This is a genomic window from Streptomyces sp. NPDC037083 (assembly GCF_055606485.1).
The window spans coordinates 353,427-375,416 of the sequence record NZ_JBVJSQ010000009.1; the positions used below are offsets into that span (position 1 = coordinate 353,427).

Genomic DNA, 21,990 nt, shown 5'->3' on the forward strand with positions numbered 1-21,990 from the left:
TGACGGTCGGCCCGGACGGCGATCCGCAACCGTGCCGGACTCCGGCCGAACGATCCCGAGCGATGGCCGGGGCGGGCCAGGTCCGGAACGTGCCCCGGCGCGTCCATCGCCGGACGACGGAGTCCCCCGAGTTCGGAGTCCGGAGTCCGGCGGCCCTGGGTCGACGGGCTGCCCGGGCCGACGGCCGGGCGCGGAAACGGCTGGCCGGCCTCGGAGCAGGGGTCCGGCCTAGGAACAGGGGGCCGGCCTCGGAACCGCGGACCGGGCGCGGAACAGCAGGCCGGGCTCGGGGCGGCGATCCGCTCGCCGTGCACCACCATCCGCCACATCGACGACCATCGACCAGCCGGAACAGTCAGGGGAGCGAAGGGATGCGTACGAACGACTCGACGGACCGCGTGAACGTGCCGGACGGCTCGTTCGGGCGCGAGGGGCACGAGCAGTGCCGACCGGCCGATGTCCGCAGCGCCGTGCGACGGGTCGTGAGCGGCCGATGCGGGGCCATCGGCTGTCCGTACGACGAGGAGGCCCTCTCGGACGCGCTGCTGGTCGCCTCGGAGCTCACGAGCAACGCCATCCTGCACGGCGGGGGCGTCACCGGCTTCGACGTCGACGTGGAGGGAGGGTCCGTGTGCGTGTCCGTCAGCGACCGCAGCGACCGGCTGCCCGTGGTCGCCGACCCCTTCGACGAACAGGGGCGACGGCGCACCGGCGGCCGCGGCTGGCCGATCGTCTGCCGGCTGGCCCGCGACGTGCGGGTGTCCGGCCTGCCGTCCGGAGGCAAGCGCATCACCGCCGTGGTCCCCGTGTTCTGACCCGCCGTCCTGGCCGCCGCGAAGGCGGCCGGAGCACCTCGTGAACCCCTTTTTTGGATGTGGAGTTTGCACCTCCAGGGGCAGGGCAGATGGAGGTTCGTGCTTCGGACCGGAGGCGCGCCGACGGGAGCGGTGGGACCGCTTCGGGGCGCTGCACGCGCCCCGGGTGTCAGGAGCCCTCCCGTCGTCAGTCACCTGAAACAACCGTTCAGGAGCGTTTACGCATGCCTATCGACATGTCGACAAGCCGTCCCGCCGCATCGGCCCCTGCCGCTGCTCACCCGCGACGCACCCACGACGACGCGCCCGACACCGCAGGCCGGTTCGCCCGGCTGGTCACCCTGGAGGAGGGCCCCGAACGGGACGCCGTGCGCGACGAGATCGTCACCGCCTGGCTGCCCATGGCCCACCGGATCGCAGGCCGCTTCCGCGACCGCGGCGAGGCGATCGAGGACCTGCGTCAGGTGGCGGCCCTGGGGCTGGTGAAGGCCGTGGACCGCTTCGACCCCGAACGCGGGGCCTTCGAGAGCTACGCCGTGCCCACCATCACCGGCGAGATCAAGCGGCACTTCCGGGACCGCATGTGGGCCCTGCGGGTGCCTCGCCGGGTGCAGGAACTGCGCAACAAGGTGCGCGTCGCCCGCCGGGAACTCGCCCAGAACCCGGGAGCCCCCGAACCGTCGGTCGCCGACCTCGCCGCCCACACCGGCCTCACCGAGGACGAGGTGGCCGCCGGACTGGAGGCCCTGGAGAGCTTCAGCACGCTCTCGCTGGACGCCGAGGTCCCCTCCGGCGACGACGGCTACAGCCTCGCCGACACCCTCGGCGCCGCCGACTCCTCCTTCGACGTCGTGATCGACCGCGAGTCGGCCAAGGAAGGTCTGCGGCGCCTTCCGGAACGCGAGCGCGCCATCCTCTACATGCGCTTCTTCGAGGACATGACGCAGAGCAGGATCGCCGACAAGCTCGGCATCTCCCAGATGCACGTCTCCCGGCTCATCAGCCGCAGCTGCGAGCGGGTGCGCCAGGAAGCTCTGCGCTGACCGACCGCAGGACACGACACCCCCACCTTCGTCGACCGTAAGGAGAAGCCCGCCGATGCTGATGCCCCATCCTGCCGTCCTGCGCAAACTCGTCGACGAGTACGAGGCGCTGTCCGGGACCGGTTCCCCCGAGGCACGCGCGCAGGAGCGCGACCTCGCCTACACGCTGTGCGTGTCCACCGGCACGCGGGACGTGAACCAGGCCCTGCAGACGGCCCGCCGTTGGCTGGAGGCGGCATCGGCCGCCGACGCCGTGGGACGCCCGCACACCGATGACGGGCCCCGCGTGTACGCCTGAACGGCAGAGAGGCACCCGCGGACCGAGGCGGTCCACGGCGACCCGACGGCGGGTGCGTGACGCCCGCGGCAGGGGTCGTCCCACCTCGCGCACATGCACCGCCCTGCGGCCGGCCACCCCGAACAGGGGTGACCGGCCGCAGGCGTGTGCCCGACGGTGCGTGTGTCCGGCCCGAGCCGGGGCAGTCGGATTCTGCGAAAGTCGGGGAGACTTCAGGGAGGGGTCGGCAATGAACACCAGTGCCATGGCGCACAACGGTCGCGCCGGGGCGGAGCGGGCGGCACGCGGCTCGGTGACCAAGGGGGCCGCCAAGGCCGGACTCGCCGCACGCGGGGTGATCTACCTGCTGGTCGGACTGCTGGCCCTGCAGATCGCCTTCGGCGACAGCAAGGAGCAGGCGGACCGCCAGGGCGCCCTCGCCGAGATCTCGCAGAAGCCCTTCGGCTCCGTCCTGTTGTGGGCGCTGGGCGTCGGACTGGTCGGCATGGCACTGTGGAGGCTCTCCGAGGCCGTCTTCGGCGCGGCCGGCGCCGACGGCCGCAGCGCCAAGAAGAGGCTGCTGGCAGTCGTCCGGTGTGTTTTCTACTCCTTCGTCGCCTACTCCGTCCTCGCCTTCGCCGCGGGCTCGGGCAACGGCGGCGGTTCGAGCGACGAACAGTCCAAGGACGTCACCGCGCGGGTGCTCGGCCTGCCCGGGGGGCAGTGGATCGTGGGCGTCGGCGGCGCCGGGATAGTCGTCGCGGGCGTGTGGATCGGCGCCCGCGCCGTCATGCGGTCCTACCGCAAGCACATGCTGCTGGGGCAGATGTCCCCGCGTGTGCGCCGGCTGGTGGACATCACCGGCGTCGGCGGCGGCGCGGCCCGCGGCGCGGTGTTCGCCGCCGCCGGAGCGTTCGCCATACGGGCCGCCGTGGAGTACAAGCCGGACGAGGCCAAGGGGCTGGACGACACGCTCCGCTCGTTCGCCGGCACACCCGCCGGGCCCGGCCTGCTGGCCTGCGTCGCCGCCGGGCTGATGCTCTTCGGACTGTTCTCCTTCGCCATGGCACGCTGGCGCAAGGTCTGACGTCCGTCTCGCGGGGAACACGAACGAGATGAACGAAGCAGAGTTCCCGCGCGACGGACGGCCCGTGGACATGTACCTCGACCTTCTTCGCGTCCGCATGGACAGCGAGGACTACCAGCTCCTGCTGAAGGTCGTGGCGCCTGCGCTGCGCGCCCTCGACGAACAGCCCCCCGAGAGTCTCGACTTCGCCCTCGACCCCGAGGAGACCGAGGATCTGCCCCAGGAGATCCGCGACGAGGCGGCCCTGGTCATCGCCACCGCGGTCACCGGCCGGCTCGACAACCAGCTGGTGGAGATCCAGGTCGACGGAACCGGCCCGGTCCGGGTGGTCACCGACGCGGCCACCGCGTCGGACCCCGGTCGCCTCGCCGAGATCGCCGGCTGCATCCGGCAGCGCCAGCAGGACACCGAGGAACTGCGGGGCATAGCGGCCGCGAGCGGCATGCCGACGGACTTCTGAGCCCCTCCGGGGCCCGCCGCACTCCAGTGGCGTCCGGGGTCCACCTCGCTCCAGTGGCCAGGTTCCACCCCATTCCACCGGTCTCCGGGGCCCGCCCCGCTCCGGTGTCCGGGGCCCGCCCGGTTCCTGTGGTGTCCGGGGCCCGCCCCGCTCCGGTGTCCGGGGCCCGCCTCGTTCCGGTGTCGGGGGTTCGCCCCACTCCACCGGTGACCGGGGCCCGCCCGGTTCCTGCGGTGTCCGGGGCCCGCCCCACTCGGGTGGCGAGGGCCCACCCCACTTCGGCTGTGGCCGGGGTCCCCGCCACTTCGGCGTCCGGGGCCCACCCCATTCCTGCGGTTCCGGGGCCCGCCCCGTACCCGCGGTGGACGGGGTTCGCCCCCCTCCACCGGTGGCCGGGGTCCGCCCCGCTCCGGTGCTCCGGTGTTCGGGGTTCGGCTCATTTCGGCGGTGCCACCGGCGCCCCGAGTGGGCGCGCGAGGCCGACCACCGCCTCGTCCAGGCGCTGAAGATGCCGCAGCACGCGGTCGGTCACCCGGCCGTAGCGCGGTGTCCCCGGCCCGCCGGGCTTCAGCAGGGCCGCGATGCTCGGCCCGGTCAGGACCTCGGCGGTGCTCGGCTCGTCGGCGACGTGGGCGGCGATCGCCCCGATGTTGTGCAGGATGCGCTGCCCGGCCCGGCGCAGTCGCGGGTCCGCCGCTATCGACGGATGCGTCGGCAGCAGTTCGGCCGTGGCCGCCAGGGACCGGGCGTGGTACGCGCAGGTCTCCAGGAGCGCGACGACGTAGCGGGCGGTGTCCCGCCGGGTCCGCAGCGGTGTCACCGGGTGCGTCAGCGGCTGCGTGGCGGCCCGCAGGTCGGCCAGCGCCTGGTCGAGATCGCGGGCCCGGTCCAGCAGCTCGGCCGGGGGACCGCCGCTCAGCTGCTCCACGGCCGCCTCGGTGACGTCGGTCAGCCGGTCCAGCACCGTCGTCAGCAGCTCGTTGGTCCGCCGGTCCGTGTGCACCGGCAGCACCAGCGCCGCGGCGACGATCCCGCAGGCCGCCCCCAGCGCCGTCTCCTCCACCCGCAGCACCAGGACCGACAGGCTGTAGGTGTGCAGCAGCGTGTACAGCACGCCCAGCGCGGCCGTCACGAAGAACGACATCAGGGTGTACGACAGCGGCGCCGTGTAGAACATCGCGAACACGCACAGCAGCACCACCGCGAACGCGGTCCACGTGTGGTGCCCGACCAGTCCCGCCAGCACGATGCCGGCCACCACGCCCAGCACGGTGCCCAGCAGCCGCCGATAGCCCTTGACCAGGATCTCCCCGGTGGAGGCGGTGTTGATGAACACGATCCAGCAGGTCAGCACCGCCCAGTACCAGCGGTGGGAGGACAGGAGCTCGCCGCCGACGATGGCCAGCGCCGAACCGACGGCGACCTGCACCGCGGCCCGGGTGGTCGGCCGCCGCAGCCCCGTGGCCTGCGCCGCCGTCCCCTCGTCCTCCTCGGCCCCGCCGATCGCGGCGTCCTCCGCGTCCATCTCCTCACGGGAGCGGGCCGTCTCCGGGCTGTCGTCGGACTCGTCCTGCGGCCCGTCCAGCGCGATCCGCAGCCCCAGCACCGCCCGCGCCGCCTCGCCGACGCCCCGGAAGACGTCCTGGACGTCGGGCGGCGCCTTCGGCAGATTCTCCTCGTCCCGGTAGCCGAGGAGCCGGTTGCGCACATGCGACAACGCGGTGCCCGACCCGGCCGCGACCGGATGCCGCACCAGCAGCTGCAGTGCCAGAAGATCGCGGCGCAGGGTGTCCAGGGCCTCGTCCCGCACCGGCACCCGGCCGCTCTCGGGCAGTGGCGCGCCCGGCAGGTGCAGCGTCAGGGTGTCGGCCCGTTCGGCGCTGCGCGCCGTCAGCAGCAGCAGGCCGAGGCGCTCGGCGGCGATCTCCGCGTCCGCGATCCGCCGCTGCACCAGCCGGGCCACGGCCTCGTCCGGGGTGCCCTCCTCCAGTCGGCCCTGGATCATCATGGCCGTCTCGTGCAGCCGGGCGGTGCCCTCGCGCACATGGGCGACGGCCTTCGCCACGTCGTCCGTCCCGGCGTCGAGGAGTTCGAGCTGGGCGTCGAGCAACTGCGCCAGCCGCGCCCGGAAGGCTTGCCGCAGCCGCAGCAGGATCCCCGTCGGCGTCTGCGGCACCAGCGCGAACCGGGCCACCGCGCTGCTCGCGAAGGCCACGACGATGACCCCGTGGTACCCGGGCAGCGACGACGTCCCGACGCCGACGAACAAGGACATGAAGTAGACCTGGAAGCCGATCAGCCCGAGCGCCGTGCCCCGGTCGCCGAACCGGCGGCCGTAGACCGCGCAGAAGATCAGCGCGACGAAGAAGAGGTCACCGGCGACCACCCGGGAGCTGAGCAGCGCCGCCAGCGACACGGAGACCAGCGCGACCGGCAGGCCCAGCGCCAGTGTGACGGCCTGCCGGTCACGCTGCTTCTCCCGGATGGCGAACGTGGCGACCATCGCGGCGATGGCTCCCGCCACCAGGTGCGAGACGTCCGCGCCCAGCAGGGAGAGCACGGCCAGCGTGAGAGCGATCGCGCCGACCGTCCGCAGCCCGGCCGCCAGACGCAGCAGCCCGGGATCGGACGCCGCGACCCGATCCCGCACCTGTGCGCCGAACGCCCGTGCCGCCGCCCTCACGCCCGCCGTACTCTCCCCTGCCGTCCGTGCCTCAGGCGGAATCCGACCCTGCCCCCTCCACGTGCGCCCGCACCTGTTCGGGCGTCAGATAGCTGTCCGTGTACTCGAAGTCCTTCAGCTTCGCCGCCCGGCGGGCCTGGAACCCGGTACGGACGAAATCGTCGCCCGCGATCGCGTTGAGCGTCCAGTTGGTCAGCACCCGGGCCTTGGCCACGCCCGTGCGCAGCGCAGACCAGTGGTACCCGCGGGCCACCGCCTGCGCGGGCAGCCCCCGCAGCTCGATGCCGAGCGGCTTGGACACCGCGTCCGTGCCGCCGAGGTCGACGACGAGGCCGAGGTCCTTGTGCACGTACGGCCGCATCGACTGCCCCCGCAGCGTCGCGATGACGTTGTCGGCGACGGCCTTGCCCTGCCGCATCGCGTGCTGGGCCGTGGGCGGGCAGACGGCGCCCTCCTCGCCCTTGGCCCGGTCGGGCACGGCGGCGGCGTCCCCGAGCGCGAACACCCCGTCGTGGCCGGGCAGGTTCATCTCCGCCTCGACGGCGAGCCGCCCGCGGACCGTCTCCGCGCCGAGCGTCGCCATCAGCGGGCTCGCCACGACGCCCGCCGTCCAGATGAGGGTCCGCGTCGGGACGACCCGGCCGTCGGTGAAGGTGACCTCCTCCGGGCCGGCCTTGGCGATCGACACGCCCAGCGAGACCTCGATCCCGCGCTTGCGCAGCACCTCCTGCGCGCTGCGGCCCAGCTTGTCGCCGAGTTCCGGCATCAGCTTCGGGGCGATGTCGATCAGATGCCACTTGATCAGGCCCGGATCCAGCCGCGGGTAGCGCTTGACCGCGTTGTGGGTGAGCAGTTGCAGACAGGCGGCGGTCTCGGTGCCGGCGTAGCCGCCGCCGACGACCACGAACTGCAGCCGCGAGGCCCGTTCGGCGGGGTCGTTGCTGGCGTCGGCGAGGTCGAGCTGGGTGATGACGTGGTCGCGGATGTACGCGGCCTCCGCCAGGGTCTTCATCCCGAAGGCGTGATCGGTCAGCCCCGGGATGTCGAAGGTGCGGGTGACGCTGCCGGGAGCCAGCACGATGTAGTCGTACGGCTCGTTGACGATCTCGTCGGTGATGGTCCGGATGACGCAGACCTTCGACTTGAGGTCCACGCCGACGGCGCCGCCGGGGATGATCCGGGTGCGGTACTTCTTGCTGCGGCGCAGCGAAACGGCGATCGACTGGGGCGTCAGCACGCCGGAGGCGACCTGTGGCAGCAGCGGCAGATAGAGCTGGTAGGCGAACGGCGTCACCAGAGTGACGTCGGCCTCCGCGGTGGAGAGTTCGCGTTCCAGACGTCGAACGCACCCCACTCCCGCGAAGCCCGCGCCCACCACCAGGATCCTGGGTCGTGTCACGATGTCCATCCCTTTCTGCGGCTCCAGGCGGTCTGCCCGACGTCATGCGCGTGCCCCGCCCCCGGGCGCTTCGCACCTCATCGATCCCACCGCGCCCGTACCGCTTCCGCCAGCCGGGCGAGGCATGCAGACGAACGTTTCTCCTGAGGCTGCCTCCGTACCCGCAGATGGGCCTGTGTACGCCCCCGCCCTTCGGGTAGGCCGACGTACATGACAATCGCGGTGGTCGGAGAGCGATGACGGTGGGCTGTGCGGAGGGCGCCGACGACGGCCGGCGGGACGGCCGCCGGACGCAGGCTCGGCAGGTCGCGGACGCGGTGGAGAGCCTGGTGGCCTGCTGGCTCCTGGCCGCCGAGGAGGCGGCGCCGCGGCTGCCGGCCCGGCAGTTGCTCGCCCTGCGGACGGTCCGGCGCAGACCGGAGCTCAACCTGACGGCCCTGGCCGAGCATCTCGGCGTCGGCCTGCCCACCGCTAGCCGCCTGTGCGACCGCCTCGAGGCCGCCGGGCTCCTGGACCGCGCCGTCCACCCCCGCAACCGGCGCGAGGTGCAGCTCGTGCTGACCGCCTACGGACAGCGCGTCCTCGCGGACGTGGGAGAGCGACGGGTCCGGCGGCTCGCGGCCGTGCTCGAGGACATGTCGGCGGGCCAGCGCGCCGCCCTGGAGCAGGGTCTGTACGCCTTCCACCAGGCGCACGCCAGGAGGCCCGGGGCCGGTCGAGGGCCGCGCGAGACGGGCGACTGACGGGCAGCGGGGACGGGGCGCTGGCACAGGGCGCTGGGGCGGGCGGCCGGGAGGGGCCGTCGGGACGGTCCGACCGGGGCCGGGAGGGGCGGCCGGGCGTCTCTCAGGCCTCGGCCGGCAGGGGCCCGCCGGGCTGAGAGTCGAGCCGCCCCTCGAGCCTGCTGCCGAGGTGGCACAGCAGCAGACAGACGTCGTCGTCGCGCTCGGAGTCGCTCAGCATCGGGTCCAGGATGCGTTCGGCCGAGCCGTCCAGGTCCGCGTCCAGCTCCTCGGCCGGGAACGCGCCCAGCGCCGACGCCAGCCGCTCGATCCCCGGGTCTATGCCCTGGGCACGGCGCTCCACCAGCCCGTCCGTGTAGAGCGCCAGCGTGGACCCCGGCTCCAACGGCACGGTGTGGTCGGAGATCTCCTGGTGCAGCGGGATACCGAGCATCGCGCCCGGCTTGGCGTCCAGGATGCTCACCCGCCCGTCGGGTCCGCGCAGCACGGGCGGCGGATGCCCCGCGGCCGCCCAGGTCAGCACGGGCTCGCCGGGCTTGAAGCGGGCGATCACGGCGGTCGCGTACAGGTCGGGCTGCAGGTGGTGCAGGAAGATGTGCAGCCGCGTCAACAGCTCGCCGGGGGAGCCGCCGTCGACGGCGTATGCGCGCAGCGCGGTGCGCAGCTGGCTCATCATCACCGCCGCGTGCAGCCCGTGCCCCGTGACGTCGCCGATGACGGTGATCAGGCTGCCGTCGGGCTGCCGGAACGCGTCGTACCAGTCGCCGCCGATGTTCAGCCCGTACGTCGCCGGCAGATAGCGGGCCGCGAGGCGCAGCCCCGGGAGGGTCGGCAGCTCGGTGAGCAGGGCCCGCTGGAGGGTCTCGGCGATGTCCCGGTTGTGCTCGAAGCGGCGGGCGTTCTCCAGCGCGCCGCCGGCCCGCCGGGTGAGTTCCAGGAGCATCACGGCGTCGTCCGGGTCCCAGCGCTCGCCGGGCGGGGTCAGCGTCAGGACGCCCAGCGGCGCGCGGCGCGTCGGCAGCGGCACGCACAGCAGGGGCCGCTCGGGCAGCAGCGCCGACGGCGGCTGGTCGTCCACGCCGGGCAGGCCGCCCGGTTCCGCGGCGGCGTACTGCGGTCGTCCGGTGCGGGCCGCGAGCACCGCGGCGGCCGGGTGCGGTACGGACGCGCCCCGCTCGCCCTCGGTGTCGAAGAGCCAGACGTCGACCGTGCGGGCGTACTCGGGCACCAGCAGCTCCGGCAGCCTGCGCACGATCTCCTCATGGTTGAGGGAGGCCGTCAGTGCCGCGCTGGCGTCGGCCAGGAAGGTCAGCCTGCGGCGGGCGTTCTCCGCCTCCCGGCGTGCCGCGTGCTCCGCGGCGAAGGCCTCGCGCTGCGCCCGCCCGGCGGCGTCCAGCTCGGCGTGCAGCGCGAGGACGCCCTGGTTGGTCTGGTGCAGCTCCTCCCGGTGGAAGGCGACGAGTTCCTCTTGTTCGGCGAGTCGTTCCAGCACCACGGCGGCGTCCTCGTCGGCGCCGAGCAGGGCCTCCGAGAGGACGGCGGCGTCGCCCGCCACCGCGTCGCTGACGGGGGCCGGGGGGAGTTCCGGGCAGGGCGCGGTGATCAGCCACGGCGGCTCGTCGCCGGCGGGGCGGGGGGCGACCTCGACCCGCAGCGACCCGCGGGCCGCCGTCAGGGCGACCTGCCAGGCGCCGCCCTTGGTCAGACACTGGCGCAGCCGTGTGCTGAGCGCGGTGGCGAGCCGGGTGCGCTCCAGCGGCGGCACGCCGTACGCGGCGGCGACCCGCGCGGTCGCGATCCGGACGCGTGCCGCGTCGGTGACGGAGCTGATCTCCCAGGTGCGCGTCATGGGCGGTCCGGCGGGGTCGGGGACAGGACGGCCACCGCGGTGTCGTCACGCACCGGGCGGGCGGAGCTGCCGGCGTCGCGCACCGTCACCGCGGCGGTGAGGGCGGGGTCGGCGGACAGCAGACGGGGGTCGGCGGGCGGCGTCCAGCGGCTGGGCAGCCCGTCGCTGTGCAGGACGAGGAGACGGTCCGCGGCCCAGGACGCCTCCGTCTCGGGCAGGCTGGTGGGCCGGTGCACGCCGGCTATGCCGGGCCGGGACAGCAGATGCCGCCAGGAGTCGCCCTCGCGCAGCCGCGCGCCCACGTTGCCGATGCCGGCGAAGCGCAGTCGCCCGGCCCGCACGTCGAGCTGGGCCACCGCGACGGCCGCGCCCCGCGTGCCGCGCAGGGCGCCGTCCAGCCGGCGCAGGAGCTCGGCGGGCGGGAGGTGGCCCGAGCGGCGGACCTCCTGCGTCGCGGCGCCGGAGGCGAGGGCCGCCTCGGGCCCGTGTCCCAGCCCGTCGGCCAGCATCAGCGTCAGCAGGCCGTCGGCCTGCACGCAGGTCCAGGCGTCCCCGGAGTACTCGGCGCCCCGGAAGGGGATGTTGACGCCGCCGACGCGGGCGGGGACGACGGCGTGGGCGGAGGCGGGGGCGGAGGTCTCGCTCGCGGCGTCGGGGCCGGCCCCCCGGGAAGCGGCGTCCCGGCCGCCGCGGGTCCTCGGCGCGCCGCCGATCCGGGCCACCGCGACCGTGCCGCGGCCCGGGACGCTGTGCATGTCGAAGTCGGTCGCCAGCCGTCGGCAGGTGCCCAGCCCGGCGCCGAGCGAGCCCGCCGTGGAGAACCCGTCGCCGAGGGCGGCCGGGACGTCGGACATGCCCGGCCCGTGGTCGACGGCGGCGATCTGGACCATGAGGCCCCGCGCCCGTCCGCTCGGCGCGGGGACCGCCTCCACGAGGAGCTGACCGCCGTGCGCGTGCTTGAGCAGGTTCGTCGCCAGCTCGGTCGCCACCAGGGCGGCGTCGTCGGTGCGCGCCCGGTCCAGGCCCGCCAGCGCCGACGCGGCCTCTGCGGCCACCCGCGCGTCGCGCAGCCGCGTCGAGTCGTGCACGGGGACGTCCCACACCCGTGTCATCGGAGCTCCTCACGCGGGCGGGGCGGGCGGGCGGCCCAGGAGGTCACGGTGACCGTGGTGCCGGCTCCGGGCGCGCTGTCGATGGCGAACTCGTGCACCAGCCGACGAGCCCCGCCCAGGCCCAGCCCCAGCCCGTCGCCGGAGGTGTAGCCGTCGCTCAGCGCCTGTTCCAGGTCGGCGATGCCCGGGCCCTGGTCGGTGAACGTCAGCCGCAGCCCGTGCGCCGACCGCCCGTCCGACACGCGCTCGGCGGCCATCTCGCCGCCGCCGCCGTACACCAGGGTGTTGCGGGCCAGCTCGCTTGCCGCCGTGACCAGCTTGGTCTGCTCCACCAGGCCGAAACCGACCGCGGCGGCCGCCTGGCGCACGTGCTGACGCACCCACACCAGGTCCAGGTCCGAGCGGATCGGCAGGCGGGCGTCCACGCCCGCGGCCGTGCCGCTCACCGCGGCTCCCGGCGCGGGCCGTGCGAGGGCGCCGCGAGCATGTCCAGGGCCGCCTCGGTGCTCAGCGCGGTCCGCAGTCCCGGCAGCGTCAGCCCCAGCTCCACCAGAGTGATCGCCACCGCGGGCCGCATGCCCGCCACCACCGTCTGCGCGGCCAGCAGCCGCGCGCTCGCCGCGATCTCGGCCAGCACCCGGCCCAGGAAGGAGTCGATGATGTCCACGCCGGAGATGTCGATGACCACCCCGGTCACCCGGCTGCGGACGATCGACTCCGCGATGTCCTGCTGCAGCTGCTCCGCCGTACGGTCGTGCAGCTCGCCCTGCAGGGTGATCAGCAGGACGTCGCCGAGCCGTAGCACCGGCACGGGGGCGGCGCCCGCGGGGGAGAGGTCGTGGTTCACCGGGGACCCGCACCGCCTGACGTGGCGGGCACGATGTCGGCGCCCAGCCGGTGCAGGGCGTACGCCAGGGCGTCGGCGAGGCTCGCCCGGGTGACCACGGGCAGGTCCAGGCCGAGGTGCACGATCGTCTGCGCGATGGCGGGGCGGATGCCCGAGACGACGCACTCCGCGCCCATCAGCCGCACCGCGGCCACGGTCTTCATCAGATGCTGCGCCACCAGCGAATCGACCGTCGGCACGCCGGTGATGTCCAGGATCGCGAAGCGCGCCTGCTGGTCGACGACCGACTCGAGCAGGGTCTCCATCACGACCTGGCTGCGGGCGCTGTCGAGGGTGCCGATCAGCGGGACGGCGACGATGCCGTCCCAGAGCCGGATGACCGGCGTGGCGACCTCCAGCAGCTGCAGTTGCTGCCGGTCGATGAGGGCCTGGCCCTCGGACAGCGAGGTCTCCATGACCACCAGCCGCAGCGTCCCCATCAGCGCGGTGAGGGTCGTCGCGCACTCCATGAGGCGTGCGGACGGGGCGTCCGGGAGGTCGGCGACGAGCAGGTTCACCACGGGGGCGCGCAGGGCGTCCACCTCGTGGGAGATCTGGGCGGCGCTCAGACCGGCCCGGGCCCGGGCGGCCGCCATCCTCGCCAACTGCTCGCGCACCATGGTGAATCCGGCGCCGTCGGTGTCGATCACGCGTCCGGACTGGGCGACCTGCGCGAGTGCGTCGGCGACCGCCCGGCCGGCCTCCACCGCCTCGTCCCGCGAGACGGTGAACACCGCGCGGAACAGGGGTTCGTCGGCCCATCGCTGGGCGATCTGCTCACGGCGGCGGCTCAGGAAGGCGCCGACCTCCTCCGTGGGCGTGGCGTTCTCCGCGTTCTCCGCCGCCGTATCGTGTTCCGGCAACTGCTTCACTCCTCGTCCGCGTCGTGTCGCTGCGGTCCCGACGATGGCGAGGGGACCGTGGTGTGTCCGTCGTCGGGCGACAGGTCCGAGCCGGGGCGGCCGGACGGCGACGTGGGTCGTCTCCCGAACCAGTCGAGACACACGACCAGCGCGTCGTCGTCCGGCTCGGGTCTGCCCCGGTGACCGGTGAGCTCGCGCAGCACCGCGCCCGGGACGTCCGCCGCCGGGAGCAGGGCCGCCGACGACACCGCCCGGGCGAGCGCGTGCTCGCCGTAGATCTCGCCGCCCGGCGCGGCGACCGCGTGCACCCCGTCGCTGACGAAGAGCAGCCGGTCGCCGGGGAGCAGGGTGAACTCCTGCGCCACGTAGTCGGTCTCCTCGAACATGCCCAGCGGCAGCTGCGCGTCGAGCTCCACCCGGGTCAGTGCCCGGTCGCGGACCAGCAGCATCTGTGGCGAGCCCGCGTCGACGACCTGCATGCGCCCGGTGGCCAGCTCGATCTCCACCAGGAGCACCGACAGGTGCGCCTCGCCCCGGTAGTGGGCGTGGATCGCCTGGTCGGCCAGGGCCGCCTGGTCCGCGATCGGGATGCCGGCCCGGCGGGCGTTGCGCAGCGCGTTGATGCCCAGACCGGTCAGCAGGGACGCCTCGATGCCCTCGCCCATGCCGTTGGTGACGTAGATCATCAGCCGGTCGCCGGAGGCCGCCCAGTCGAAGTTGTCGCCGAAGACGGCGTACGCGGGCTCCAGCTGGGCGCCCAGCGCGTACTCGTCCCGGGCGCAGGAGCGGGCCGGGAGCAACTGCCACTGCATCTCGGCCGCCAGCGTCAGCCGGTCCTTGCGGCGCGCCTGCCGGTAGGTGTCGGTGTCCCGTTCGGCGACGACGACCTCGTGTCCCAGCAGCTGCGCCAGCTCGGCCAGCTCGGCGAGCCGCTCCCGGCCGGCCGCCTTCGCGGGCAGCGTGACCGACAGGACGCCCAGCCGGTCGCCGCGCACGGTCACCGGAAGGTGCGCCAGGACCCGGCCGCCGTCGAGCTCCTCGAGGTACGGCTCCTGGGCGCCGAAGGCGCGGCCCGGGGCGCCGGCGTGCAGCGGGGCCGGCCGCGGACCCGATGCGCCGTGGCCTTCGTGGGGCACGGGCAGCAGCTCGGTCAGTCCGTAGTCGGCCAGGCGGAATTCGACGGCCTCCGCCGCGTAGTGGGCCCGCAGCACCGTGTGCAGTGCGTCGAGGAGTCGGTGGGGTGCCGCGGAGCGCAGGGCGCGTCCGGCGGCGACGAGTCTGTTCACGCGGCCGGTCCCGTCGTCTTCCGGAGCCGGGGGCGGGCTGACAGCCGTCGCGAAGCCTGCGAGAGTGTCACCGTGATGTCCTCCTCCTCGCGTCCGCAGCCCCACCAGGTGGCGCGTGTGACCTCACAGGCGTCGGAGTTGCTGGAAGTCCTCTGGGGCCGCGCCTCCACGGCGCCGGTCTCCGCCTCCCAGTTGCGTGTGCTGTTCATTCTGGAACACCACGAAGGCATCAACCTGCGCACGCTCGCCGACTCCCTGGGGTCCACGCCGCCGTCCACCAGCCGCCTGTGCGACCGGCTCCAGGCCGTCGGCTTCGTCGAGCGCCGCACCTCCGCCGGGAGCCGCAGGGAGCTGGAGCTCTTCCTCAGCCGCCGCGGGAGCGCCTTCCTCGCCGACCTGAGGTCACGCCGCGAGGTAGCGCTGGAGGGGGTGCTGGAGCAGATGCCGGCCGCCCAGCGCTCGGCGCTGCTGAGAGGGCTGGAGGCGTTCTGCACGGCCGCGGCCGCGCAGATCCACGAGTCCGACGCCGCTGACGCCCGTACCGCCTGACGGTGTTCCCGGGCGATCGGGTTCGCCCACAGGCACATCGGTGATCCCTCCCGCATCTGTCCCGCTCACTCTGTTGCTTCACGTGCACAGTTGTCAAATGACAACTATTGGACGGCACTCGCCCGCACCTGCGTGTTCTCCGACACGGGCGCGACGGCCGGCGCCCGGGCGCCGACGGCCGCTACTCAGTGCCCGGGGGTCCCGGGCTGCTGCCGGTCGATGAGCTCCAGGGCCTGCTCCGCCTTGTCGGATATGGGCACGGTGATGCTGACCCCGGTGAGGTCCAGGACGCGGCGGACGGCCGGCGTCGGATTGATCACGTGCACGCTGCCCGGCAGCGCCCGGGCCTCCTGGTAGACCCGCAGGATGATGTTCATCCCGGACGAGTCCATGAAGGGGACCTCGGACAGGTCGATGAGGAAGTGCCGTCGACCGTGATGCAGCTGGTTGGCCAGATGGGCCTGGAACTCGGTCGCGGTGTCGAGATCCAGGTGGCCTTCGACCGTGACCAGGGCGACGTCCTCCCGAGGCAGGGTGACCTCGACGGACAGGGGGTTCTGGGCGATGGACACGTGTTCCTCCGAAAGCTGGCGGTCGGGGGCGTCTACCCCGGCGGGCGACTTCGATACGCCCTGACGGCGGACGGGGACGGTGGGGGGCGGCACGGGAGAGTTCCCCATGGTCCAGTCCTGCCCCTTCCACCTGCGGATCCCCGCCCTGTTGGTGCGCACAGCCAGATACCCCCGATTCGCGAGGGCATGCATCGACGCCGCGCCTCCGTGACCGCGCGGCCCTAGTGCAGCCGGATGCCCACGATGCAGGTGTCGTCGTCCGTGTCGGACTTGCTGTACGTGAGCAGCCGGTCCAGCTGCTGGTCCAGAGTCGGCGGCACCGTGCGGGCCTGCACCAGCAACTGCGTCAGCGACTCCTCCACGGACCGGTCCCGGCGCTCGATCAGGCCGTCGGTGTACATCAGCAGGGTGTCGTCGGCCGCGAGCTGGACCTCCTCCTCCTCGTACTCCGTGTCCGGCACGGCGCCCAGCAGCATGCCCCTCAGCAGGGGCAGCGGCGCCGCCTGGGCGTCCCGCACCAGCACCGGCGGCAGATGACCCGCCCTGGCCCAGCGCAGCGTCCGCCTCGACGGGTCGTACAGACCGCACACCGCCGTGGCCGTGATGGACCCCGTCAGATGGTGGGCGACGATGTTGAGCCACGACAGCAGCTGCCCCGGCCCCGCCCCGGTCACCGCCAGCCCGCGCAGCGCGTTGCGCAGCACCACCATGCTCGTCGCCGCCTCGATGCCGTGCCCGGCCACGTCGCCCACGCACAGCATCACCCCGCCCGAGGGCAGCACGACGGCGTCGTACCAGTCACCCCCCACCAGGTGCTCCTCCTCGGCGGGCCGGTAGCGGACCGCCACCTGCAGCCCGGGGACCTCCAGCGGGGCCCGGGTCGGCGGCATGATGGCGTGCTGCAGCTGCAGCGCCAGCCGGCTGCGCTCGCTGGCCTGCTGCTCGGTCTGCGCGAGCTGGTCGCGGGTGGCGGCCAGCGCCACCTCCGTCCAGTGCTGTGCGGAGATGTCCTGGTAGGCGCCGCGCACGGCGACCAGACGGCCGTCGGTGTCCAGCACCGGCTCGGCGACGATCCGCATGTGCCGGGTCACTCCGTCCGGCCGCTGCAGCCGGAAGGCGGCCGAGGCGGGCCGGCGGTGGTGCAGCAGCGTGCGCAGGAGGCGGCCGACGACGACCGCGTCGTCCGGGTGGGCGTGCTCCGACAGCTCCTCCAGCCGGACCGGAGGGCTTGACAGGGGACGTCCGTACAGGGCGAACAGCTGCCCGTTCCACATGGTCTCGCCGGTGAGGAGGTCCTCCTCGAAACCGCCGATACGGCCGAGCCGCTGGGCGTTCTGCAACAGGCTCGCCAGCCGTGCCGCCTCGTCCTCGATCCGCCAGATCAGCAGCACGCACGTGCCGTGCCGGCTGATGCTGAGGTCCGCGACGGCCGCCAGCGGCACCTCGCCGACCAGGGCCGTCAGACTCATGCGGCGGGCCCGGAACGGCTCGCCCGTGGCGTGCACGCGCTCGATGCGCTGGAAGAGGTCACCGCCGCCGGCGGCCATCGGATAGGCCTCCAGCAGCAGGGCGCCGTTGATCACGGCCCGGGGCCGCCCCGCCGGGTCGAGGAAGCGGTCGTTGACGTGCTGGATGCGGAAGTCGAGGAGCTTGCCCGAGCCGTCGACATGCGGGACGAGGACCAGGGCCGGGTCGTGCAGTCCGTCCGTCAGGTCCATCAGCTCCGCCGCGTCCGGCAGCACGAGCGACTGCTGGTCGTGCCCGCGCACATGCGCGTACGACTGCAGGGTGTGGGCGCACAGCTCGGCCAGCGCCTCCACCTGGCGCATCACCTGGGGCGGCTGCGGGGACAGCGGGGACGGCCAGGCGATCTCCAGGATCCCGTGGACGCGTCCGGCGGTCGCGGCGGGCACGGCGACCCGACCGCCGTCGGGGTGCAGCTGCCGGCCGAGGGTGGGCAGCCCGGTCCGGTCGAGCGAGCCGATCCACTGCGTCGAGCCCTCGGTGAGGGCGTTGCGGGCCACGGTGGCCACGTCCGGCGGGACGTACCGCCAGCGCTCGGCCTCGCCGGGGGAGAAGCCCGCGCTGCCCGCCAGGCTCAGCGAGCCGTCGGAGGCCGCCGCCCAGATCGCCACGGCCACCGCCCCCAGCGGGCCCAGCGCGTGCTGCAGCAGGGAGTCGGCCACCGCCTGGGTGTCGTGCGCCGCCGCCAGCGCCCCGCTCTCGGCGGCCCGCAGCCGCACGGCGGCCGACTGCTCCTCCGCCTCGTCGGCCCCCCGGACGGCGGCCAGGAAGGCCTCGGTCACCTCGGAGAGCCGGTCCTTGGCCGCCTGGTTGATGACGTCCACCGCGAACTCCAGCGGCGTCGTCCCGGCCTGCTCGGCCAGGTCGGACAGCTGCTGGGCCGCCTCGGCCGGCCCGCAGCCCAGGCGCTCCACGAGGATGCCCTTGGCGAGCTCGATCAGCGCACGCCCCTCGGCCTCGGCCTGAGCCGCCCGCACCTCCCGGCGCAGCCGGTCCACGGTGGCGGCGAGCCGGCCCACGGGCGAGGACGCGGCGGCCTCCGCCTCACCCCCGTCCTCCTCGGACACGAGCTGACGTCCCCCGGACGGGTCGGGGCCGGCCGCCGTGGCGGTGTTGGCCCCGGCCGTGCCGGTGGGCGCGGGCAGCGACCGGGCGTCGCCGGGCTCTGTCGGCTGGGCGGGAATGGTCACGGTGTGCGGACTCCTCGACTGGGGACGCCTGTGGCGCGGGGGGTGGGACGTCCTCAGACGGTCAGCCAGCGCCGGACGCAGGCCATGAGGTCATGGGTGTCGACCGGCTTGGTGACATAGTCGCTGGCCCCTGAGGCGAGGCTCTTCTCCCGATCGCCGGGCATCGCCTTGGCGGTCACCGCGACGATCGGCAGCTCGGCGTACTCGGGCATACGGCGGATCTCGGCCGTGGCCGTGTACCCGTCCATCTCGGGCATCATCACGTCCATCAGCACCAGCGCGATGTCCGGGTTGGTGCGCAGCGTCTCGATCCCTTCGCGGCCGTTCTCCGCGTGCAGCACCCGCACGCCGTGCAGCTCCAGGATGCCACTCAGGGCGAACAGGTTGCGCGCGTCGTCGTCGACGACGAGGACCGTGCGGCCCACGACGGCGTCGTCGACCGGCGGCGGACCCTCGGGCTGCGGCTCGTCCGGCCGCACCAGCGCCAGGACGTCCCCGGGCTGCTCGGCGGAGAGGTGCAGCGTGATGCGCTCCCGCAGCTCGTCCAGGCTGGACAGGAACTCCATCGGCTTGCCCGCGGCGCGGGACTGCAGACTCTGCTCCTGCGCGAGGTCCGCGCGGTGTCCGCTGTGCACGAGCACCGGCACGCCCGTCAGCGCCGAGTCGTCGTGCAGGGCCTCCAGGAACCGCGACGCCTCGGCGTCCGGCATGCCCAGTTCCAGGACGACGCAGTGGCAGGGCTCCGCGGCCAGCGCACCCGCCGCCTCGTGCGCCCCGACGGCGGTGACGATGTCCACCGGGGCGGCCGACGTACCGTCCTCCCGGCCGCGCGCCATGTCCGCGACGACGCTCTCGGCCACCAGCGTCAGCAGACCCCGGGGCCGCTCCTCCACCACCAGCAGCCGGCGCGGACGCCGCCCGGACGGACCGGCCGCCACCGGCACGCCCGGAGCGCCCACGGGGAGCGCGGCGGGCGTCTCGCCCTGGACCCGCTCCAGCGTCCGGCCCCGTTCGACGACCTCCTGGAAGTCCCGTCGCGCCACGGGCAGATACAGCGTGAACGTGCTGCCGCGTCCCGGTGTGCTGTCCACCGTGACCGCGCCGCCGAGCAGATGCGCGATCTCGCGGGTGATGGACAGGCCCAGGCCCGTGCCGCCGTACTTGCGGCTGGTGGTGCCGTCCGCCTGCTGGAAGGCGCCGAAGATGGTCTCCAGCTGCTGCTCCGGGATGCCGATGCCGGTGTCCTTCACACGGAACGCCACCACGGTGCCGCCGCGCACCACGCCGCTCGGCACCTCCTCGTCGGAGGCCGGCTCGATGCGCAGCTCCACGCCGCCCTGCTCGGTGAACTTCACCGCGTTGGAGAGCAGGTTGCGCAGCACCTGACGCAGCCGCGAGTCGTCGGTCAGCAGGTCGGCGGGGGCGCCGGCGGCCGTGTCGATGGTGAACTCGAGGCTCTTCTGCGACGTCATCGGCCGGAACGTGGCCTCGACGTACTCGATGAGCTGCCGCAGCGAGACGCGCTCCGGCGAGACGTCCATCTTTCCGGCCTCGACCTTCGACAGGTCCAGGATGTCGTTGATCAGCTGGAGCAGGTCGGAGCCGGCCGAGTGGATGATGCCCGCGTACTCGACCTGCTTCGGGGTGAGGTTGCGCGAGGGGTTCTGCGCCAGCAACTGGGCCAGGATGAGCAGGCTGTTGAGCGGGGTGCGCAGCTCGTGGCTCATGTTCGCCAGGAACTCGGACTTGTACTTGGACGCCAGGGACAACTGCTGCGCCCGCGCCTCCAGCTCCTGCCGGGCCTGCTCGATCTGCAGGTTCTTCGCCTCGATGTCGCGGTTCTGCGCCACCAGCAGCGAGGCCTTCTCCTCCAGTTCGGCGTTGGAGTGCTGCAGTTCCTCCTGCTGGGACTGCAGTTCGGCGGAACGGGCCTGCAGTTCCGCCGTCAGCCGCTGGGACTCGTCGAGCAGTTCGTCGGTGCGGGCGTTGGCCACGATGGTGTTGACGTTGACGCCGATGGTCACCCGCAGCTGCTCCAGGAAGTCCAGGTGCGTCTGCGTGAAGGAGGTCACCGACGCCAGCTCGATGACGCCGAGGACCTGCCCCTCGAAGACGATCGGCAGCAGGAGCAGGGCGCTGGGCTCCACGTGCCCCAGCCCCGAGGAGACGATGACGTAGCCGGGCGGCAGCTCGTCGACGGTGATGGTGCGGCGGCTGCGCGCGGCCTGACCGACCAGGGAGCGGCCGAAGGGGATGCGGGTGGGACGGGTGTCGTCGGCGGGGTAGCCGTAGGCGCCGACGAGCCGCAGCTCGGGGCCGTCCGGGCCCTCCTCCGCCAGGTGGAAGGCGCCGAACTGGGCCGACACCAGTGGCACCAGCTCGTCCATGATCAGCTCGGCGACCACGGGCAGGTCGCGGTGGCCCTGCATCAGACCGGAGATGCGCGCCAGGTTGGTCTTCAGCCAGTCCTGCTCCTGGTTGGCGCGGGTGGTCTCGCGCAGGGACTCCACCATCGAGTTGATGTTGTCCTTGAGGTCGGCGACCTCTCCGGAGGCCACCACGGTGATCGACCGGGTCAGGTCGCCCTCCGCGACGGCGCTGGTGACCTCCGCGATGGCACGGACCTGCCGGGTCAGGTTCCCGGCCAGTTCGTTGACGTTCTCCGTCAGGCGCTTCCAGGTGCCGGAGACGCCCTCCACCTCGGCCTGGCCGCCGAGGCGTCCTTCGGTGCCGACCTCGCGGGCGACGCGGGTCACCTCGTCGGCGAACGCGGAGAGCTGGTCGACCATCGTGTTGATGGTCGTCTTCAGCTCGAGGATCTCGCCGCGGGCGTCCACGTCGATCTTCTTCGACAGGTCGCCCTTGGCCACCGCGGTGGTGACCAGCGCGATGTTGCGGACCTGGCCGGTGAGGTTGTTGGCCATGGAGTTGACGTTGTCGGTGAGGTCCTTCCAGGTGCCGGCCACGTTCGGGACCTGCGCCTGGCCGCCGAGGCGTCCCTCGGTGCCGACCTCGCGGGCGACGCGGGTCACCTCGTCGGCGAACGCGGACAGCGTGTCCACCATGGTGTTGATCACGTCCGCCAGCGCGGCGACCTCGCCCTTGGCCTCGACGGTGATCTTCTGCGAGAGGTCGCCGCGGGCCACGGCGGTGGCGACCTGGGCGATGGAGCGCACCTGGCCCGTCAGGTTCGACGCCATCACGTTGACGTTGTCGGTGAGGTCCTTCCAGGTGCCCGACACCCCGCGGACCGTGGCCTGGCCGCCCAGGTTGCCGGCCGTGCCGACCTCGCGGGCGACGCGGGTGACCTCGTCGGCGAAGGCGGAGAGCTGGTCGACCATCGTGTTGATGGTGTTCTTGAGTTCGAGGATCTCGCCGCGGGCGTCGACGGTGATCTTCTGGGAGAGGTCGCCCTTGGCCACCGCGGTCGCCACCTGGGCGACGTTGCGGACCTGGTTGGTGAGGTTCCCGGCCATGAAGTTGACCGAGTCGGTGAGGTCCCGCCAGGTGCCCTTGACCCCCTTGACGTCGGCCTGGCCGCCGAGGCGTCCTTCGGTGCCGACCTCGCGGGCGACGCGGGTGACCTCGTCGGCGAAGGCGGAGAGCTGGTCGACCATCGTGTTGATGGTGTTCTTGAGTTCGAGGATCTCGC

The 21,990-nt window shown here is 73.5% G+C and carries 18 protein-coding genes; 7 read left to right on the forward strand and 11 right to left on the reverse strand.

Features of this window, described 5'->3' with window-relative positions; genetic code table 11:
• The first annotated feature begins 371 nt into the window (after nt 1-371).
• From ACZ7DE_RS25195 to ACZ7DE_RS25215, 5 genes are all read left to right on the forward strand, one after another.
• A complete protein-coding gene (locus ACZ7DE_RS25195) occupies nt 372-815 on the forward strand; it encodes an ATP-binding protein (protein WP_470764867.1) in 444 nt (147 codons plus the stop codon).
• A gap of 224 nt (nt 816-1,039) precedes the next feature.
• Nucleotides 1,040-1,858: a SigB/SigF/SigG family RNA polymerase sigma factor gene (locus ACZ7DE_RS25200; RefSeq protein WP_470764869.1), complete on the forward strand. Its 819-nt coding sequence runs from the start codon at nt 1,040-1,042 to the stop codon at nt 1,856-1,858.
• A 55-nt stretch (nt 1,859-1,913) separates the two neighbouring features.
• On the forward strand, nt 1,914-2,156 hold the full coding sequence (locus ACZ7DE_RS25205) for a DUF5133 domain-containing protein (protein WP_470764870.1): 243 nt from the start codon (nt 1,914-1,916) through the stop codon (nt 2,154-2,156).
• Nucleotides 2,157-2,385: 229 nt separating this feature from the next.
• Nucleotides 2,386-3,222, forward strand: a complete 837-nt coding sequence (locus tag ACZ7DE_RS25210; RefSeq protein ID WP_470764872.1) for a DUF1206 domain-containing protein — start codon at nt 2,386-2,388, stop codon at nt 3,220-3,222.
• 28 nt (nt 3,223-3,250) lie between these two features.
• Nucleotides 3,251-3,682, forward strand: coding sequence for a hypothetical protein (locus tag ACZ7DE_RS25215; RefSeq protein ID WP_470764874.1), 432 nt, complete (start codon nt 3,251-3,253; stop codon nt 3,680-3,682).
• A gap of 436 nt (nt 3,683-4,118) precedes the next feature.
• Here ACZ7DE_RS25215 and ACZ7DE_RS25220 read toward each other — a convergent pair whose 3' ends face one another.
• Both ACZ7DE_RS25220 and ACZ7DE_RS25225 read right to left on the reverse strand, forming a co-directional pair.
• Nucleotides 4,119-6,365, reverse strand: a complete 2,247-nt coding sequence (locus ACZ7DE_RS25220) for an FUSC family protein (RefSeq protein ID WP_470764876.1) — start codon at nt 6,363-6,365, stop codon at nt 4,119-4,121.
• Between the two features lie 31 nt (nt 6,366-6,396).
• Entirely contained in the window at nt 6,397-7,773 is a 1,377-nt protein-coding gene (locus ACZ7DE_RS25225; RefSeq protein WP_470764877.1) for an NAD(P)/FAD-dependent oxidoreductase, read from the reverse strand.
• A 227-nt stretch (nt 7,774-8,000) separates the two neighbouring features.
• On the opposite strand from ACZ7DE_RS25225, the gene ACZ7DE_RS25230 reads away from it, so the two are divergent.
• Nucleotides 8,001-8,507: a MarR family winged helix-turn-helix transcriptional regulator gene (locus ACZ7DE_RS25230; protein ID WP_470764880.1), complete on the forward strand. Its 507-nt coding sequence runs from the start codon at nt 8,001-8,003 to the stop codon at nt 8,505-8,507.
• A 103-nt stretch (nt 8,508-8,610) separates the two neighbouring features.
• On the opposite strand, the gene ACZ7DE_RS25235 is transcribed toward ACZ7DE_RS25230, so the two are convergent.
• The 6 genes from ACZ7DE_RS25235 to ACZ7DE_RS25260 are packed head-to-tail and all read right to left on the reverse strand — an operon-like array spanning nt 8,611 to nt 14,503.
• Nucleotides 8,611-10,356 carry a PP2C family protein-serine/threonine phosphatase gene (locus ACZ7DE_RS25235; RefSeq protein WP_470764882.1) on the reverse strand — a complete coding sequence of 582 codons (1,746 nt, stop codon included), beginning with the start codon at nt 10,354-10,356 and terminating at the stop codon, nt 8,611-8,613.
• Complete coding sequence (locus ACZ7DE_RS25240; protein WP_470764884.1) at nt 10,353-11,468, reverse strand: anti-sigma regulatory factor; 1,116 nt, start codon at nt 11,466-11,468, stop codon at nt 10,353-10,355. The genes ACZ7DE_RS25235 and ACZ7DE_RS25240 overlap by 4 nt, the downstream gene beginning before the upstream one ends.
• Nucleotides 11,465-11,914, reverse strand: a complete 450-nt coding sequence (locus ACZ7DE_RS25245; protein ID WP_470764886.1) for an anti-sigma regulatory factor — start codon at nt 11,912-11,914, stop codon at nt 11,465-11,467. Before ACZ7DE_RS25245 ends, ACZ7DE_RS25240 begins: the two co-directional genes overlap by 4 nt.
• Nucleotides 11,911-12,315, reverse strand: a complete 405-nt coding sequence (locus tag ACZ7DE_RS25250; protein ID WP_470764888.1) for an STAS domain-containing protein — start codon at nt 12,313-12,315, stop codon at nt 11,911-11,913. Before ACZ7DE_RS25250 ends, ACZ7DE_RS25245 begins: the two co-directional genes overlap by 4 nt.
• The gene (locus ACZ7DE_RS25255; protein WP_470764890.1) at nt 12,312-13,217 is read right to left on the reverse strand and encodes an STAS domain-containing protein; all 906 of its coding nucleotides are present in this window, start codon (nt 13,215-13,217) and stop codon (nt 12,312-12,314) included. Before ACZ7DE_RS25255 ends, ACZ7DE_RS25250 begins: the two co-directional genes overlap by 4 nt.
• A gap of 5 nt (nt 13,218-13,222) precedes the next feature.
• The gene (locus tag ACZ7DE_RS25260) at nt 13,223-14,503 is read right to left on the reverse strand and encodes a PP2C family protein-serine/threonine phosphatase (RefSeq protein WP_470764892.1); all 1,281 of its coding nucleotides are present in this window, start codon (nt 14,501-14,503) and stop codon (nt 13,223-13,225) included.
• A 75-nt stretch (nt 14,504-14,578) separates the two neighbouring features.
• Here ACZ7DE_RS25260 and ACZ7DE_RS25265 point away from each other — a divergent pair, with 75 nt between their 5' ends.
• Complete coding sequence (locus ACZ7DE_RS25265; RefSeq protein ID WP_470764893.1) at nt 14,579-15,052, forward strand: MarR family winged helix-turn-helix transcriptional regulator; 474 nt, start codon at nt 14,579-14,581, stop codon at nt 15,050-15,052.
• Between the two features lie 185 nt (nt 15,053-15,237).
• Here the strand turns inward: ACZ7DE_RS25265 and ACZ7DE_RS25270 are convergent, their stop codons facing one another.
• The 3 genes from ACZ7DE_RS25270 to ACZ7DE_RS25280 all read right to left on the reverse strand — a co-directional run.
• The gene (locus ACZ7DE_RS25270) at nt 15,238-15,624 is read right to left on the reverse strand and encodes an STAS domain-containing protein (protein ID WP_470764895.1); all 387 of its coding nucleotides are present in this window, start codon (nt 15,622-15,624) and stop codon (nt 15,238-15,240) included.
• Nucleotides 15,625-15,845: 221 nt separating this feature from the next.
• Complete coding sequence (locus ACZ7DE_RS25275; protein WP_470764940.1) at nt 15,846-18,215, reverse strand: SpoIIE family protein phosphatase; 2,370 nt, start codon at nt 18,213-18,215, stop codon at nt 15,846-15,848.
• 176 nt (nt 18,216-18,391) lie between these two features.
• The coding region (locus ACZ7DE_RS25280) for a HAMP domain-containing protein (protein WP_470764897.1) at nt 18,392-21,990 on the reverse strand (3,599 nt) is incomplete at its 5' end.

Coding starts and splice junctions, on each gene's coding strand:
- ACZ7DE_RS25195 (WP_470764867.1), top strand. CDS start 372: ATGCGTACGAACGACTCGACGGACCGCGTGAACGTGCCGGACGGCTCG.
- ACZ7DE_RS25200 (WP_470764869.1), top strand. CDS start 1,040: ATGCCTATCGACATGTCGACAAGCCGTCCCGCCGCATCGGCCCCTGCC.
- ACZ7DE_RS25205 (WP_470764870.1), top strand. CDS start 1,914: ATGCTGATGCCCCATCCTGCCGTCCTGCGCAAACTCGTCGACGAGTAC.
- ACZ7DE_RS25210 (WP_470764872.1), top strand. CDS start 2,386: ATGAACACCAGTGCCATGGCGCACAACGGTCGCGCCGGGGCGGAGCGG.
- ACZ7DE_RS25215 (WP_470764874.1), top strand. CDS start 3,251: ATGAACGAAGCAGAGTTCCCGCGCGACGGACGGCCCGTGGACATGTAC.
- ACZ7DE_RS25225 (WP_470764877.1), bottom strand. CDS start 7,773: ATGGACATCGTGACACGACCCAGGATCCTGGTGGTGGGCGCGGGCTTC.
- ACZ7DE_RS25230 (WP_470764880.1), top strand. CDS start 8,001: ATGACGGTGGGCTGTGCGGAGGGCGCCGACGACGGCCGGCGGGACGGC.
- ACZ7DE_RS25235 (WP_470764882.1), bottom strand. CDS start 10,356: ATGACGCGCACCTGGGAGATCAGCTCCGTCACCGACGCGGCACGCGTC.
- ACZ7DE_RS25240 (WP_470764884.1), bottom strand. CDS start 11,468: ATGACACGGGTGTGGGACGTCCCCGTGCACGACTCGACGCGGCTGCGC.
- ACZ7DE_RS25265 (WP_470764893.1), top strand. CDS start 14,579: ATGTCCTCCTCCTCGCGTCCGCAGCCCCACCAGGTGGCGCGTGTGACC.